Here is a 14,448-nt window from a genome sequence, read left to right as displayed (position 1 = left end):
CCTCGCCCGCGCCGGCCTGGACCCCGGCGCGACCCGCCGCACCAGCCTCTACGCGTCTGCCAGCGGCACAGACCTTCCCGCGCTGACCGCCGCCTCGATGAACGTGATCAAGGTCCGCCACGACCTCCACGTCTTCCGCTTCCGCGACGCCGAGCACCTGGCCGACTACCTCACCACCGTCCCCAAATACCAACTCGGACACCTCGACGGCGCCGCATTAGCAGCCGCACTCAGGCGCCAATACGGCGACGGACCCACGACCACCACATCCACCATCACCTACGTCCTCGCCCAACGGCGGCCTTCATGACCAGCACATGGACCAAGACCTATACCGACGCTCGAACATGCCAGGGGGCCGCCGCGCACCACCGTTGGCTCACCGAGCAGATGGCCTCCCTCAGCACCCCTCTGCGGCTTCCCCGACTTCGCCGGAGTACGCCCCTCCAACTGTCGTTTGACTATGTCCAAGGCCGCGACGCTCACCCGGGCGACCTCCCCCTCATCGCCGAAGCCATGGGCCACTTCCACCAGGCGGTGCACCACAACACACTGCATCAAGCCAGCCTCGATAAGCCCTTCCGCACCAGCGCCGGCTTCTCCATTCCGGACTTCATCACCCCACGGCGAGAGCGAGTCCGCACCCTCCTCAAGAAAGGCAGCGTTCCCGCGCCCGCCCTGACAGCCGAACAAGCCGTCCAGGCCATCGAATCGGCCGCCGGCGCCCCCGCCGCCATCTACACCGATGCCAACCTCCGCAACCTCATGGTCGCCGGCACCCAGATCACCATGGTCGACTACGACTGCCTCACCCTCGCACCGTTCGGGTACGACCTTGCCAAGCTGGTCGTCAGCCTCGCCATGACCCACGGCCCTCTGCTGCCAGCGACGATCGCCGCCGCCCTCGCGGTCTACAACCACGCCCTCGCCGCTTCACCGACCCCATTGCCTGCCGTCGCATGGCAGAAGTTGATGCAGTGGACGGAAGTTCACCACATCCTCACCAGCCCATACCTCGGACGCCACGGCTACCGCCACGGCTGGCATCGGGGCTCACCGACGCATCAGGCCAATGAGATATGGACCGCGCTGTGACAGTTCCCGGGGAGACCTGGTGCGCCTGACGGTCAGTGGAGAGAATGCCGTCACAGTATGGAAGAAGCGTTGTAAGTGGGTATCTCCGCCTCCTGAGCTCGTGGCCTATGTCGATTCAACAAAGCCCGATTCGAGAAAGTGCATACGTCGCCTGGAAGCGCGTCTGCATCTGGTGTGCTAGTTTCGGGGCTTGACAATGTGGTGCGAGGTGTTCCTCGATGGTGGCCGGTTCGCCACGCTGATTCGCCGCTAATGGGAATGCGGCGACGGGGCGGCCGGTCAGGAGGATTCAAGGAATGGCGAGATTCAATCTCGAACCTGCGGCCTCGGTGATGGGTGCTTCCATGTCGTGGCGGCGTGTCTTTCCGGGACGGGCCGACCAGATCCCGCTGGCGCGGCAGTTCGCCATGTTCCTGTTCGCCGAGACCTCGATCGCCGCGGAGGTGGGCTTCGTGGTGACCGAGCTGGCCACCAACTCGGTGCGGCACACCCGCTCGGGCCAGCACGGTGGCCGGTTCACCGTCGAGCTGGTGCTTGGCGGACTCGCGTACGTCGGTGTCAGCGACCTCGGCGGTGGCGGCTACCCGACGGTGAGGCACGACCCGCTCAACGGGCCGGTCGAGAGTGAGGGCGGGCGGGGCCTGCGGGCGGTTTCCCAGATGGCCGCGATGCTCGGTGTTCACGGAAGCCCGATCGAGGGGCACACCGTCTGGGCGGACCTGATCTGCATCGACAAGCCGTACGAGGACCCGCCGCTGGCCACGTCGGTCGCGTAGGGCGGGACCAGCCTGTCCGTAGCAGGCTGGTCCCAACCTCAGGGTAGGGGCAGGCGCAGGCCCCGTCCGCAGCTTCACCAGGTGCGGGCGGGGCCTTGCCGCGTCTGGGAGCTGTTGTAGCCGGGGCGGCCGGGGGCGCGATCGGGGGAGTAACCGGGGGGTCGTCTATGGGCACCCCCGCCTCCGGATGGTGTTGACGCAGGTCAGCCCGTCTTCGGGCGGGGTGGCGACGCACCCGGATTCCTCCTTCAGAGGAAGAGGTAAGGAGTGTGGCCGCTCGCGGGGAAAGTAATCGTGCTTGCCTCCGAAAGGTTCTAAATATTCAAATCGCGTCACATGCCAAAGCGGCATAAGTGCCGGGCCGTGCTGGTTTCCGGCTGATGCGATGAAGAAGATGTGCCGCGCGGGGCCGCGCCTTCCCTGCATCTCAAAGCAAGGCCGGAACGCGCGAGTTCGATGGCATGGCTCATGAAGGTTCGCGCCGACCTCCCGTAGCGTTCCCTCAGACGCCGGCCCGGTCATTAAATTTTGGTTTACTGAGGTAAGCCTCTCCAGCCGTTCGGGCGACACAATTTGTCGGCGCTCCGTGTTGCATTCGCCGTGACGTCGAGAAATGGTCGTCATGGCGGACGGCGCCGGGCGGGAAATTCCCGCCGCACCGGCCGCCATTCGGGAGGCAGAAACAATGGCGAACACCAACACCACCGCGACCGCTGACACGGCCACCACCGCGACGGCGGACGGCACGGCGGACGGGCGCCCGGCCGGGGCGGCCGGGGCCGTGTGGGACGCGCTGAACGCCGCGCCGGACGGTGTGACGGTGTCGGCGCTGGCCGAGGCGTCCGGCACCAGCCGCGCGACCGTGACCAAAGCGCTGACGGCGCTCGAGGAGGCCGGGCGCGCCGTCCGGGCGCCCGGTGCGGGCACCGGGCGGGGCCGCACGCCGGACGTGTGGGCCCCGGTCGCCGTCACGGCGCCCACGGCCGACACCGGGGCCGATGACGTCACTCCGGCCGCTCCGACGGACGACACGGCCACCGACGCGCCGACGGCGCCGGACGCCGCCACCGGCACGGACACCGGCACGCGGGCGGGTGTCATCTCACCGGACACCCTGGCGACGGCGATGCAGGTCTTGGCGGAGGAGGCAGACCGGCGGGCGGCGGCGGCCGAGTCCCTGCGCAAGGCTCAGGAAGAGGAGGCCGAACGGCGCGCGCGGGTCGACGCCGAACTGCGCAAGGCCGAGCAGCGCGAAACCGCCCGCGTGATCCTCACCGACCTGCTGAGCACGGTCGCCACCACCCTGGCCGCGATCGCGGCGGACGACGACGAGCAGGTCACGCGCGGCATGGAGGACATCGCGCGCTACGCCGGTAGCGTCCGCCGGACCACCCGCACCACCGGCCGCACGGGCACGGGAACGCGGACGCCGCGCGCGACCGTTGACCGGGGCGCGCCGACGCCGCTGCGGCCCCTGGTCGCCCGGCACCTGAACGCGTTCCCCGAGCTGGAATTCACGCCCGGCGAGGTCGCGAAGGTGCTCGACCGGTCGTCCGGCGCCGTGGCCAATGCCCTCGACACCCTCGTCGCGCGCGGCGAGGCGGTCCTGACGTGTGAGCGCCCGCGCCGCTTCCAGGCGGTCACCACGGCCGCCACCGGCACGGACACCGGCGACACGGCGCGCGCGGACGCGTGACGCAGGGGCGGGGCGGACGGGTAGCGGCCCCGTCCGCCCCGTCATGACACGGGGTCTCACGACCCCACCCAACGCGATCAGGCAGTCATGACGAAGGAGACGCTACATGTCCGGTGACGCGACCGGCACGACCTCGCACGACACAGAACACGACCCCTACGACCAGGTGTTCGTCCTACTCGGATGGGCATGGGACGTCGCGCGCGCCGCAAGGGCGGCCGCGCGCTGCCCGGTCACGCACGCGAACGTGTCTCAGATCGGCGCGCTCGGCCCGCTCATCCGCATCGATCCCGACTACGCGCGAACGGTGGATCTGTCCCGTCCGCTGCTGGCCGTCCCGCTGCCCGATGTGGGGACGCCGATCGTGATCGACGGATGGCACCGGATCCACAAGGCCCAACAGACCGGCGTCACCGAACTGCCGCTCATCATCCTGAGCGCCGACGACGAGCGCGCGTGCCGCCTCATGGGCGGCGGCATCAAACGCCGCTGGTAAACCGACAGGACAGCGCACAGCGCGTCACGTGCGCTAAGGGGCCGGGTAGGCGGAACGCCACCCGGCCCCGTGCGCGGTGCGGGCCCCGTGCGCGGTGCGGGCCCCGTGCGCGGTGCGGGCCCCGTGCGCGGTGCGGGCCCCGTGCGCGGTGCGGGCCCCGTGCGCGGTGCGGGCCCCGTGCGCGGTGCGGGCCCCGTGCGCGGTGCGGGCCGAAGAGCAACGGGTAACGGGGCGGGGAACCTGGTGGTTTCCCGCCCCGTGTCCGGGTTTGTTCTCTTCTTGTTCAGCTGGCCGTGTCGGTGAGAGGGATGCGGTGGGGCTCAAGGTCTTCGCGTGCGGACGCGTCGGCGAGGTTGATCCAGAAGACGCCCAGGTCGTTTGGGCCGATGTAGTCGACGAGCTGGAACGTGCCGCCTTCGCGCCACGCCTGGGTGGTGAAGAGTGACGCGTGGAAGGCGTACGCCTTGGCGTTGGCGGCGTCGCGGGCGAGGCGTTCCTCGGCGATGGGGAATGGCACGGGGTGTGGGGTGTGGGGATAGAGGATGAGTGCGGCCCAGGTGAGGCTTCCGGACCAGGCCCGGTAGTCGGGCGTCAGGCCGGCTCGGAAGGGCAGGATGCCGATCTGTCCGAGGTGCAGGTCGAGGGTGACCTCGGCGTCGTCCGGGTTGATCAGGCTGGCCTGGGCCAGCGGTTCGACCAGCCGTGCGACTTCTCGGGCGAGGTTGTCGGGCGCGGTTGGTGTCTTCTTCTGGGTGTTGTGAGGGCGGTCGGTGTGCGCCATGGGTTGGTGTTCCTTTCGGCTGGGCGGTGCGGGGGCGGGGTGCCCCCCGTGTGCCGGTGGTCCGGTCCCGGGCGGAACCGGGGCGTCATTGACCGCCACCTCGTGCGTCAAGGGCAAGGTCGTCGTGTGCTCGCCGCTGTGTTCCCGGTGGGCGAACCTTCTCGGCGCGGCGGCGAGATCGTCAGGGCGACGGCCCTGCTCATGAGAAGGCCGGGTGGAAAGGTGGCGGCTGCCTCGCCCGGACTCGGGCTCTCTCGAGCCGCGTACTTGATCACGTGGGTATTTCAAGGTTGGTGGCCATCCCCAGGGAGGGCTGATCTCAATTGGAAGTGCTTGCCAGGCGGAGGAGGGGGCGGGTGGTGCCGATCCAGTCGGGGCGGTGGTAGGTCTCGACGCCGATGGCTGGGTGGCAGGTGGAGCAGCGGGCGGCGATCATTTGGCCGTGTCCGATGACGAGGCCGACGTGGCCTGGTGTGGTGGTGGAGGTGCCGGGGCCGGAGTTGAAGAAGACGAGGTCGCCGGGTTGGGCGTGGTCGTTGGGGACGTGGACGCCGTAGGGCCATTGGGCGAAGGTGGTGCGTGGGATGGTGAGGCCGGCTGCGGCGTAGGCGGCTTGGACGAGGCTGGAGCAGTCCCAGGCGTTGGGGCCGGCGGCGCCGAAGACGTAGGGCTTGCCGCGTTGCGCCATGGCGAAGGCGATGATCTTCGCGATGGTGGCGTTCGGTGCGGTGATCGCGGCGGCCTCGGCGCACTCGGCGGCCGGGGTCGGCGCGGGTGATGCGCTGGTGGTGGAACCGATCTTGTAGGCCTGGGCGCGGTTGAGGACGTTGTGGACGTAGGTGTTGCTGTGGTTGTAGGCGAACAGGGCGGCGCGCATCTTGGGTGGTGCGCCGTTGTGGCGGAGGTAGCTGGCGGCGGCGGGGATGGCGTCTGCGGGGTCGTAGCGGTTCTTCTTGCCGTCGTGGTTGCCGTCGACGCCGTACGTTTTCCAGGTGCCGGATAGGAACTGCATGGGGCCTGCGGCGCCCGCGCTGTTCTCGCCGGAGTGGATGCCGGCCCCGTGGGAGCGGCCGTGGTCGGACTCGATGGATCCGATGGCGGCGAGGATCTCCCAGGGGATGCGGTAGTCGGCTGCGGCTTTGCGGTAGAGGGCGAGGTAGGTGGCGGGGATTCCGGCGACCGGCGGGCCGTCGACCTGTGACTCGCAGGCATCGGGTTGGGGCGTCGAGCCCGTGACGGCACCGATGAGGACGGCCACCAGGACGACGAGGGCGACCAGGAGCGCGACTATCGGCAACCGGCGTCCTCCGTGCTGTCGGTACGGGCCTCGGATGCGGGCGCTGGTGTGGTCGCCAGTTCGGCCAGGCGGCGGCGGGGGCCGTCCTGTCCGGCCGGAAGCCACACGGGCCCGGCGGGGCTGCTGTCGGGGTCGTTGGCGGGTGTGTGGACGGCGGTGGCGACGGGGACCGGTGGTGTTCCCAGCAGGGCGCGGAGATTGGTTTCGCGGCGGGCGCTGGGGAGCCAGAACAGGACGGGTGTGGTGATGCCGGTTGCCTCGGCGAGGGCGTCGTAGCCGTTGATCTTGGCGGCGACCTTGGCGAGGGTGACGCTGCCGGTGTCGTGTTCGAGGAAGAAGTCGACCGCCGTCGGCTCCTGGTGTGGGGGGCCGGTCTCGGTCCATCGGCCGTAGGCGTCAGGGCGGACGAGGTCGCCCCACAGTTGGGTGCAGCGGCGCTCGGGCCACCACGTGTCGAGGTGGGCGCCGGAAGCGCGGCGGGCGTGGGTGTGGAGTTGGGTGAAGAACTCGTTGACGCCGACCTGGTGGGCCAGGTGGCGGGAGTGGCTGATCTGCAGGGCGGTGGCGCGGCGGTAGCCGAGTTCGGCCAGGGTGGTGTCGCGGTGCGCGGCAAGGCACTGCGCGCCGAGCGGGCCGAGGACCCAGTGGTAGGGCGCGGCTCCGACGGGAACCCAGGGTTGGAAGCGTTCGAGGGCCTTAAGACGGAACAGTTGCAGGAGGCGGTCGCGAGCCTTGCCGGGTGTGGTGAAGAAGATCGCCGCTATCTGGTGCGTGGTCAGGACGCGGTGTTCCCAGACGATATTCAGGATGGCGCGGTCGCGGTCGGTGAGGCGGCTGCGCAGCTCGAGGAACAAGTCGGGTGCGGCGCGTCGGGGTGTGGCGGGTGCTCGGCGGTGGCGGATGACCTGCTTCACTGCGGCTGGTCCTCCTGGGTGCTGAGGTGTTGGGCGCGCGGGTCGAGCGCCTCCGCCGTTGCGGTGGCGGGCTTGGTGGCGAGGGTGCGTGGTGTGAAGCGTTGGCGTGATGCGGCGCGGATGTGGTCGGCGCGGCCGGGGATCGGGTCGCGGAGTGGGCGGGTGCGGAAGGTGAAGGCCCCGGTGGGTTGGCCGGCGGTGACCAGGCGTGCGGCGGCTTGGTAGGCGCCGAGGTGGGCGAGGTCGTGTGCGGACAGGACGGGGCCGGCGTGGCGAGCGAGGTCGGTGGCGTCTTCGGGTGAGGCGGCGAAGTAGATCTTGTTGCGGGCGTCGGCGGAGACGGCGTCGCGCAGGTCCTTGGGCAACTGCGAGAGGTGTTGGTGGGCCAGGACGAGGGAGAGCCGGTAGCCGCGGGCTTCGGCGAGGATGTCGGAGACCGAGCCGGGCAGGTTGAGAAAGTTGTGGCACTCGTCGATATAGGCGGCCGAGTCCGGGCGTTCGTTCTCGGGTAGATCGGCGCGGCGGGTGATCCCTTGCCAGGTGTGCGCGAGCAGGAGGGATCCCAGGAGGCGGGCGGCGTCCTCGCCGAGGACGCCTTTGGGTAGGCGGGCCAGGACCAGGCCGCCGTGGTCGAGATGGCGGGCCAGGTCGACGGTGGAACCGGTGGCCGAGAGGGCTTGGTGGACGAACGGGCGGAGCAGGACGGCGCGGAGCTTGTTCATCACCGGACCGATCGCGGCCGCGCGGCCCGCGGGTGACAACTCGTCGTAGCCGGCCCAGAACCCTTGCAACAGGTCGTCTTTCAGATGGCTGACGACGCGGGCGCGGAAGGCGGTGTCGGTGAGCAGTTGCGGGATTTGGGCGAGGGTGGCGCGGGGGCCGTGGGCGTGCATGAGGCTCAGGCAGGCCGAGCGGAGCAGGTCGTCCAGGCGTGGGCCCCAGGAGGAGCGGAAGCAGCGGTGGAAGATGGAGACGACCGAGTCGACGGCGAACGCCGGGTCGGGGCCGGACAGGATGCCGACCGAGGGCGGTGGCGCCGGGTCGGAGGGGTCGAACACGACCGTCCGGCCTGCCATGCGGGCGGGCAGCCGGTCGAGGACGTCGGCGATGAGGTCGCCTTTGGGGTCGATGACCAGGGCGCCGCGGCCGTCGTGGGCGTCGGCCAGCACCAGGGAGGCGAGCAGGGTTGATTTGCCGACGCCGGTCTGGCCCAGGACGTGCAGGTGCTGGCGCCCGCCGACGACCGGGACCGCGACCGGGCGCCGGTGACCGGCGTCGGCGTCACCCAGCAGCCGTACGGGGCCGTTGACGGCGTCTGGACCGGCGGGGACGTCGGGTGATGGTGGCACCGGTCGGGCGCCCGCGCGGGTGATGGCGGGCGCGTCGGCGTCCAGGGGCAGGTGCGCGAGCGCGGCCAACTCCGCGGCGCCGAGCAGGTAGCCGCGTCCGAGTTGCCGATCGTCCAAGGCTGCAGCGGGGTGGTGGAGTCTGCGGCGGCGGAGGTGCTGGTGGCCGGAGGCGTAGAGCGCGGCGATTGAGGCGATGGCGTGAGCGCGTCCGCGCCGCCATTTTCTCGCGTGTTCGGTGTTGGACGATCCCACGGCGTACCGGATGTCGACTTCGAAGCGCGGTTGCGTCGCCTTGGCCAGGATCGCGCGGACCTGCTCGGCGCGCTCGGGGTGCGCACTGGCCTGGACGGTGCCAGATTGCGGGCCGCCGGTGCGGAGGCCGGGCGTGAGTAGGTCGAAGAAGAACCCCCGTGACGAGGCCGGGTTCCCGCCCTTGAGTTGCGAGGCGACGCGGTGAGCACGGGCGAGACGACGGCCGGTGACCGGGCGGGCAAGGATCTGGACGGCGGCGTACTGGTCTGCACAGAGCCCCGACATCGCGCCGAGGAGAGAGCGGATCGGGTCGGTGTGGTGGTCGGTCTTGAGCGGGTGTGAGTCCACTCGAGACAGCGCGAGACGGCCCCCGGCTGTTGCCGTGTCCAAGGGGATGGGAGGTGCGGCCGGTTGGGTTGTGGTGGTGGCGCCCGGCCAGGCGGCTCGGATCGTCTCCTCGACCATGCCGGGCGGTACCGTCCCGGGCACCCAGATCTGGAAGTGGACTCCGGAGGCGTCGGCGACGTATTCGAACGCAAGGTGCGGCTGGCCGAAGAGCCAACGCTTCCACGCGGGGGCGAGCAGGCCCGCCTGGTGGGCCCACCAGGCGGGCGCGCTGGCCGGGTCGACCTGCGGCGGCACCGACACCGTGATCACGCGCGCGTCGTGGCCGAACCGCCGGTTCTGCCAGTGCCGTACCAGCGCGGACACCGCCCGGTAGGCGACGGTGGCCGCTCCTGCGGTGACAGCGGTGGTCGGGCCGTAGTGTGCGACGAGCGCGGGGATCTGTCCGGCCTGGTCGAAGATGTGGGTCCAGTGTGGGACGTCGTTGAGTTCGGTCACAGCGGGTCGCCCTCTCCGTCGTGGTGGTCGAGCAGCTCGGCGGGGTTCGTTGTGATGACCTGGTGTTCTTCGGGTGAGGAGATGGCGGCGAAGGCTGCCCGATCGCCGGCATTTCCGCCGCACAAGAGGCCCTCGCCCCTTTCCGCGGACAGCAGATATGCGCGTTCGCCTTCGGAGAGGCCGAACGCGTCGCCGACGGCGGTGATGGCTTGGGGTGCTTGGCGGAGCAGGATCTGGGTCGCGGAGTTGGCGACGACGGCGCGGCCGAGGTCGGAGGCGAGTAGGTCGGCGGCGTCTTGGGTGACGACGGTGAGCCCGGCCCAGTGCTTGCGGGCGGACTTGGCGAGGCGGTAGAGGAAGCGGGCGCCTTCGGCTTGGTTCATCAGCATCCACGCCTCGTCGACGATGACGAGACGGGGGCGGCGGTCGGTGGGGTTGGCGACCTTGCGCCAGATCGCGTCCAGCGCCAGCAGTACCCCGACGGACTTGACCTCTTCGGGCAGGTCGCGCAGTGAGAATACGACCAGGTGCCCGTCGGGCCGGGTCGTGGTGGCTTGCGCGAACAGTTCCTTGTAGGACCCGGCGGCGTAGGGGGCGAGGTGGTCGGCGATCTCCACGCCGTCGGGGTGGGAGCTGATGGCGAGTTGTTCGACCAGGTCGGCCAGTAGCGGTGCGGGGCGTGTCCAGGTGGCGGGGTCGATGTTGATGCCTTTGGCGGCGTAGGCGGCCAAGATGGCGCGGTCGAGGACGGGTCGGGCGGACGGTTTCAGGGGTTCGCCGAGCATGGCGGCGACGAGGGTCTGGGTGAACAGGGCGCGGCGGATCAGGGTGTCGTCGCCCTGGCCTGTGGGCAGGTCGAACGGGTTGAACGCGACTCCCTTGGCGCCGAGCGCGAGGTGGGTGCCGCCGGTGGTCTCGGCCAAGGCCCGGTACTCGTCTTCGGGGTCGATCACCGACACCTCGACCCCGTGATACAGCAGGCGGAGGGCTTCGAGTTTGGTGAAGTAGCTTTTTCCCGCGCCTGAGCGGGCTAGGACGACGGAGTTGTGGTTGTCCTGGGCGAACCGGTCCCAGACGACCACTCCGGAGCTGGCGACGTTCACCCCGTAGAGCACGCCGGTGGATCCGGCGGGGGCGTTCAGGTCGGGTGAGGCGAACGGGAACGAGGCGGCCAACGCCTGGGTGTCGAAGGTCCGGCGCTGCCGGATCGCATCGACGCCGAGCGGCAGCGTGGTCGTCCATCCCTGCAAGGCGCGGAACGTGGTGGGCTGGGCATCGAGCAGCAGCGACCCGGCCAGGCCCCGCACCTGCTGAACCTCGGTGTCCAGTTCTTCGGCGTCGAGGGCGTGGACGGTGAGGTAGAGGCCGACTCGGAAGAGGCGGCCGTGCCCTCTGGCGAGTGAGGCGGCCAGCTCGGCGGCGTCGTCGGCGGCGGCCTCGACGTTGAAGTCGGCCAACCGGCCGGCCTCGGCGTTGGCGCGGGCGCTGGACTCCAGCCGCGCCAATTGTCGACGCAGGCGTTGCGCGGCCACTATCGGCGGGATCGGCTCGATGTGCAGGGCGACGTCGAGGCGGCCGGGGTAGGTGAGCAGCGGCTCCAGCCAGCCTGCACCGACCTCGCGCGGATATCCGGCGATCGCGAACGACGCGCAACAGCCCTCGGGCAGTTCCAAGGACGAGGCGTTGATGCGCAGCGCGGACGGCGCGAGCAGGTTACCCAGATCGGTGGTGGCTTCCTGGGCGTCGCCGCCTTGGGCGGAAGTCGGCGCGGCGCCGGCCATCAGCGAGAAGACCGCGCGAAGTGGTGAACGATGCGTTGTGGTCATCGGATCTCCACTTGGACGTTCTTGTGGCCGCCCGCGCGGACGATCGCGGTGAGGACCTTGGCGAAGTTGTCGCGGTCGAGACTGCTCAGCGCGGAGGTGGGGAACCGGCGGCCGGTCGCCAGGGCGATGGCGATGTCCAGGACGGCGGCCTCCCCGGACGAGCACGCCAGCCGTCCCGAATCGAAGGCGGTGGCGGCGGCGGTCCACCTCACCCACGCCAAGGCGGGCTCGACGCTGTCCAACGGAACGGGCCCGGTGTGGATGAAGCGTTCGAGGAAGTCGTCGCGGGTGAGCCAGGAGCGGTGTGCGATCAGCAGCTCGACCGCGGCGATTTCGCCGCAGAATCCTTGGGCGCCCATGCGGAGCCCGGCGACCAGGTCGGTCGGGTCGGTCGAATTGTGCTGGGGGCGGCGGTGGAATCGCGTCATGGCTGGGGCTCCTCGGTCGTGTCGTGGACGGTGATGGGCTGGTTGAGGTCGGCGGACGGGACGGGGCGTGTGTCGTTGGGCGAAAGCGCTTCGGAAAGCACGCGGACGCATTCGTCTGCGTCCAGGGCCTGGGCGCTGAGCCCGAAGCCGGTCAGGGTGCGGACGGTGTCGATGGCGCGGCGTGCGACGATCGCGGCGCCGGCCTCGCGTGCCCGCCCCCGGCCCCTTCGTCCGGCGCCTGGTGTGGCGGGCATGGGCTGGTCGCGCAGGATGATCAGCACCTCGCGTGTCAGCAGGTTGCGGGAGGCGCCCAGCTCGTCGAGGTAGGCGGCGTGGCCTTCGGCGGCTTGCCGCAATGCTGGATGCGGAAGGTCGGCGGCGGCCTCGGCTACCCGGTCGGTGAGTTCGGAGAGGTCGACGGGGCGTGCCTGGACGACGATCTGCGCTGGGGATTCCAGTGAGTTGAGCCACCGTCCGAAGAACCCCACGAGCGCGGCCTGTTCGGTGGCGGTGCGCAGCCCCAGGGAGATGGTTCCGGCTCGGACGAGTGCGGCGGTTGCGCCGCCGTCCAGGTCCATGACGCCGTCTTGGCGGATGGCGCGGACCGGGAACCGCAGTGGCCCGGGCAGTGTGCCGCGTACCCGGCACCATGCCGGAGGCGCCGAGACGCCTTCGGGTGCGGCGACCAGGGTTCGGCGGCGGCGCAGGTGGTCGAGGGCGGCGAGGGCGAACCGGTCCAGGCCCATGCCGTCGCGGCGGCCGAGTGCCATCGAGCATCCGGCCGCCACCAGCGGAAAGCAGAGCCCGGCGACGATGGGGACGGGCAGGATGGGCGCGACGGCCGTGAAGACCGTGACCGTCACCAGGGCGGTGGTGCCGAGGATGGCGAGTTGGCGGGCGGTGAGCCCGTACATGATCTTGTCGGGTTGCTCGATGTCGGCGGGGATGCGGGCCGACAGTGGCTCGTAGTCGTCGTTCAACGGTTTCTCCTGCCGTAGCGGCTTTGGCGCGGTGGATCGAGCCGCACGAAACGGCGCGGCGTCGGACGGCGCGGGTTCTCAGCGCGCCGATAGGGCCGGGTGGGCGTCGGTGCCGGGATGCGCGGGTGTGGCCGGGTGGGGCCGTCCTGCGGGGCGGGGCGGCGTGCTGTCCGGGCCTGTGGGGCCGCGCTGTGGTCAGGACGCGGCGATCTACCGGTGTGCGTGCGTCCGGCCGGGAACGGCGCGTTGCGGGGCCCGGTGCGTGGCGTGGGGTCGGGTGTGGGGCGGGGACGGTGCCTGCGGTCGGGACCGCGTCGTTCGTGGGGCCGGGCGCCGTGCGCGCTACCGCGATCGGGTTGCGGGCCGGGCCCGCCGCTCGGTCCGTTCGGGCTGTTGGGGCCGCCGCCGTGGGGACCGCCGTGCGGGCCGCCGTGGGGACGACGGTTCCGATGTCCCCCACCACCGGGGCCAGGGCGGCCGGTCCTCGTGCCGCCCGCAGCGGCATGCGGGGTCTTGGTGCCCCGCAGCACTCGTCCGGCCGCGTTGTTGACGGCGCCGAACACCTTGTAGACCAGCAGGGTTTTGACGAGTCGCTGGAGCGTGCGCGGCTGCGCGGACTGCCACACCGTCCGCGCGACCCACCGCGGAATGCGGATCAGCATGTACAGAAGCGCGATGACCAGCAGCAGGTCGATCAGTTCGGCCCGCTCGGTCGGGACACCGATGAAGAAGTGGTTGTTGTCGCCGTGCTGCGACAGCAGCAGTTGCAGTGCGGTGATGAACACGAACGACTGGCAGACCTGGATCGCCAACGTGCCGGAGATCCCGCGCCACCACAGCCGCGCCAAGCCGTCGGTGAGCGCGAGGGCGTGGAACATCAGCGCGACCGGTGCCAGGCCGACCAGGACCATGATGATCGCCAGGCGCATCACGTACCCGAACAGCAGGATCGTCGCCAGCACCACGATGATCAGCGAGACGATCGTGTAGAAGGCGCCGCCGGTGTTGATGGAGGCTTCGATGCCTTCGGCCAGCACTCGTCCGGCCTGATCCGGGTCGATCTTGTCGGTGCCGTTCATCAGGATCGCGGTAGCCAGCCCGTTGGCGAACTGGATGCCGTAGCCGATCCAGATCAGGCTGGTGTTCATCGCGAGGAAGGCGAGCACCATGCGCCTGATGGCCTGGCCGGGCGAGGTTTCGCCCGCGAAGGTCTGTCCGGCCATCAGCATCACGCCGGCGAGCGTCACCAGCAGCACGAAGCAGGTGTCGGCGATCGCCAGCGCGGTGCCCCAGATCTGCTCGGCCCGCTTCATCGGCCCCGACCCGATCTCGGGCGTGGAGAACTGCGTCGCGGCCAGCGTGCCCATCACCGGCTTCAGGGCCCCGCTGGCCAGTGCCTGGAACCAGCCGGTGATGGCCTGCTTGGTCTTGCACCCGACATCGATCCAGCCGCACTCGTCCTTGCCGTCCCCTCCGGTCGAGATCCCGTCACCGTCGCCGGTGTCGGTGCCACTCGGCGAGATGGACGGCGTCGTGGTCGGGACCACGGACGGCGTCGCAGGCGGGGTGGTGCTCGGCACCGGTGCGGGCGACGGCCTCGGCGGAGGCTCAGCCACGTCGGCGCGTGACGCCACGCTCAGCACGCAGACCCCGGTGAGTGCCATGACACCGAGCAGGACCAGCCAGCGCGAGCCCTTCACAGGGAAGGCGCGCAC

General features: G+C 70.5%; 13 protein-coding genes. 5 read left to right on the top strand and 8 right to left on the bottom strand.

Translation table 11 applies throughout. The annotated features are described in order from the left end of the window. The 5 genes from J4709_RS51515 to J4709_RS51495 all read left to right on the top strand — a co-directional run. Nucleotides 1–310: hypothetical protein (locus J4709_RS51515; RefSeq protein WP_208252862.1), on the top strand; the 310-nt coding region annotated here is incomplete at its 5' end. Then, complete coding sequence (locus tag J4709_RS51510; RefSeq protein ID WP_208252861.1) at nucleotides 307–1,095, top strand: phosphotransferase; 789 nt, start codon at nucleotides 307–309, stop codon at nucleotides 1,093–1,095. The genes J4709_RS51515 and J4709_RS51510, both read left to right, overlap by 4 nt. Before the next feature lie 344 nt (nucleotides 1,096–1,439). Beyond that, nucleotides 1,440–1,871, top strand: coding sequence for an ATP-binding protein (locus J4709_RS51505; protein WP_208252860.1), 432 nt, complete (start codon nucleotides 1,440–1,442; stop codon nucleotides 1,869–1,871). Between the two features lie 685 nt (nucleotides 1,872–2,556). Beyond that, the gene (locus J4709_RS51500; protein WP_208252859.1) at nucleotides 2,557–3,567 is read left to right on the top strand and encodes a helix-turn-helix domain-containing protein; all 1,011 of its coding nucleotides are present in this window, start codon (nucleotides 2,557–2,559) and stop codon (nucleotides 3,565–3,567) included. Nucleotides 3,568–3,673: 106 nt separating this feature from the next. Then, nucleotides 3,674–4,063 carry a ParB N-terminal domain-containing protein gene (locus J4709_RS51495; protein WP_208252858.1) on the top strand — a complete coding sequence of 130 codons (390 nt, stop codon included), beginning with the start codon at nucleotides 3,674–3,676 and terminating at the stop codon, nucleotides 4,061–4,063. Between the two features lie 283 nt (nucleotides 4,064–4,346). Here J4709_RS51495 and J4709_RS51490 read toward each other — a convergent pair whose 3' ends face one another. The 8 genes from J4709_RS51490 to J4709_RS51455 all read right to left on the bottom strand — a co-directional run bounded on the left by J4709_RS51490 (nucleotide 4,347) and on the right by J4709_RS51455 (nucleotide 14,433). Then, nucleotides 4,347–4,844 (bottom strand): hypothetical protein, encoded by a 498-nt coding sequence (locus tag J4709_RS51490; protein ID WP_208252857.1) that lies wholly within the window; start codon nucleotides 4,842–4,844, stop codon nucleotides 4,347–4,349. Between the two features lie 319 nt (nucleotides 4,845–5,163). Beyond that, nucleotides 5,164–6,141 (bottom strand): C40 family peptidase, encoded by a 978-nt coding sequence (locus tag J4709_RS51485; RefSeq protein ID WP_232385379.1) that lies wholly within the window; start codon nucleotides 6,139–6,141, stop codon nucleotides 5,164–5,166. Beyond that, nucleotides 6,132–7,055, bottom strand: coding sequence for a replication-relaxation family protein (locus tag J4709_RS51480; RefSeq protein ID WP_208252856.1), 924 nt, complete (start codon nucleotides 7,053–7,055; stop codon nucleotides 6,132–6,134). The genes J4709_RS51485 and J4709_RS51480 overlap by 10 nt, the downstream gene beginning before the upstream one ends. Further along, the gene (locus tag J4709_RS51475) at nucleotides 7,052–9,499 is read right to left on the bottom strand and encodes a type IV secretory system conjugative DNA transfer family protein (protein ID WP_208252855.1); all 2,448 of its coding nucleotides are present in this window, start codon (nucleotides 9,497–9,499) and stop codon (nucleotides 7,052–7,054) included. The genes J4709_RS51480 and J4709_RS51475 overlap by 4 nt, the downstream gene beginning before the upstream one ends. Then, nucleotides 9,496–11,325 (bottom strand): VirB4 family type IV secretion system protein, encoded by a 1,830-nt coding sequence (locus J4709_RS51470; protein ID WP_232385378.1) that lies wholly within the window; start codon nucleotides 11,323–11,325, stop codon nucleotides 9,496–9,498. Before J4709_RS51470 ends, J4709_RS51475 begins: the two co-directional genes overlap by 4 nt. After that, nucleotides 11,322–11,753 carry a hypothetical protein gene (locus J4709_RS51465; protein ID WP_208252854.1) on the bottom strand — a complete coding sequence of 144 codons (432 nt, stop codon included), beginning with the start codon at nucleotides 11,751–11,753 and terminating at the stop codon, nucleotides 11,322–11,324. Before J4709_RS51465 ends, J4709_RS51470 begins: the two co-directional genes overlap by 4 nt. After that, the gene (locus J4709_RS51460) at nucleotides 11,750–12,733 is read right to left on the bottom strand and encodes a PrgI family protein (protein WP_208252853.1); all 984 of its coding nucleotides are present in this window, start codon (nucleotides 12,731–12,733) and stop codon (nucleotides 11,750–11,752) included. Before J4709_RS51460 ends, J4709_RS51465 begins: the two co-directional genes overlap by 4 nt. Then, nucleotides 12,730–14,433 carry a TrbL/VirB6 family protein gene (locus J4709_RS51455; RefSeq protein WP_208252852.1) on the bottom strand — a complete coding sequence of 568 codons (1,704 nt, stop codon included), beginning with the start codon at nucleotides 14,431–14,433 and terminating at the stop codon, nucleotides 12,730–12,732. Before J4709_RS51455 ends, J4709_RS51460 begins: the two co-directional genes overlap by 4 nt. Nucleotides 14,434–14,448 lie beyond the last annotated feature (15 nt).

The organism is Actinomadura violacea (assembly GCF_017573465.1).
Classification (GTDB): domain Bacteria; phylum Actinomycetota; class Actinomycetes; order Streptosporangiales; family Streptosporangiaceae; genus Spirillospora; species Spirillospora violacea.
This window is presented reverse-complemented; position numbering and strand designations above follow the sequence as displayed.

Bases quoted from the DNA above. Each gene is read 5' to 3' on its own strand.
- J4709_RS51470 (WP_232385378.1), bottom strand. From the start codon at position 11,325: ATGACCACAACGCATCGTTCACCACTTCGCGCGGTCTTCTCGCTGATG.
- J4709_RS51500 (WP_208252859.1), top strand. From the start codon at position 2,557: ATGGCGAACACCAACACCACCGCGACCGCTGACACGGCCACCACCGCG.
- J4709_RS51465 (WP_208252854.1), bottom strand. From the start codon at position 11,753: ATGACGCGATTCCACCGCCGCCCCCAGCACAATTCGACCGACCCGACC.
- J4709_RS51490 (WP_208252857.1), bottom strand. From the start codon at position 4,844: ATGGCGCACACCGACCGCCCTCACAACACCCAGAAGAAGACACCAACC.
- J4709_RS51505 (WP_208252860.1), top strand. From the start codon at position 1,440: ATGTCGTGGCGGCGTGTCTTTCCGGGACGGGCCGACCAGATCCCGCTG.
- J4709_RS51510 (WP_208252861.1), top strand. From the start codon at position 307: ATGACCAGCACATGGACCAAGACCTATACCGACGCTCGAACATGCCAG.
- J4709_RS51495 (WP_208252858.1), top strand. From the start codon at position 3,674: ATGTCCGGTGACGCGACCGGCACGACCTCGCACGACACAGAACACGAC.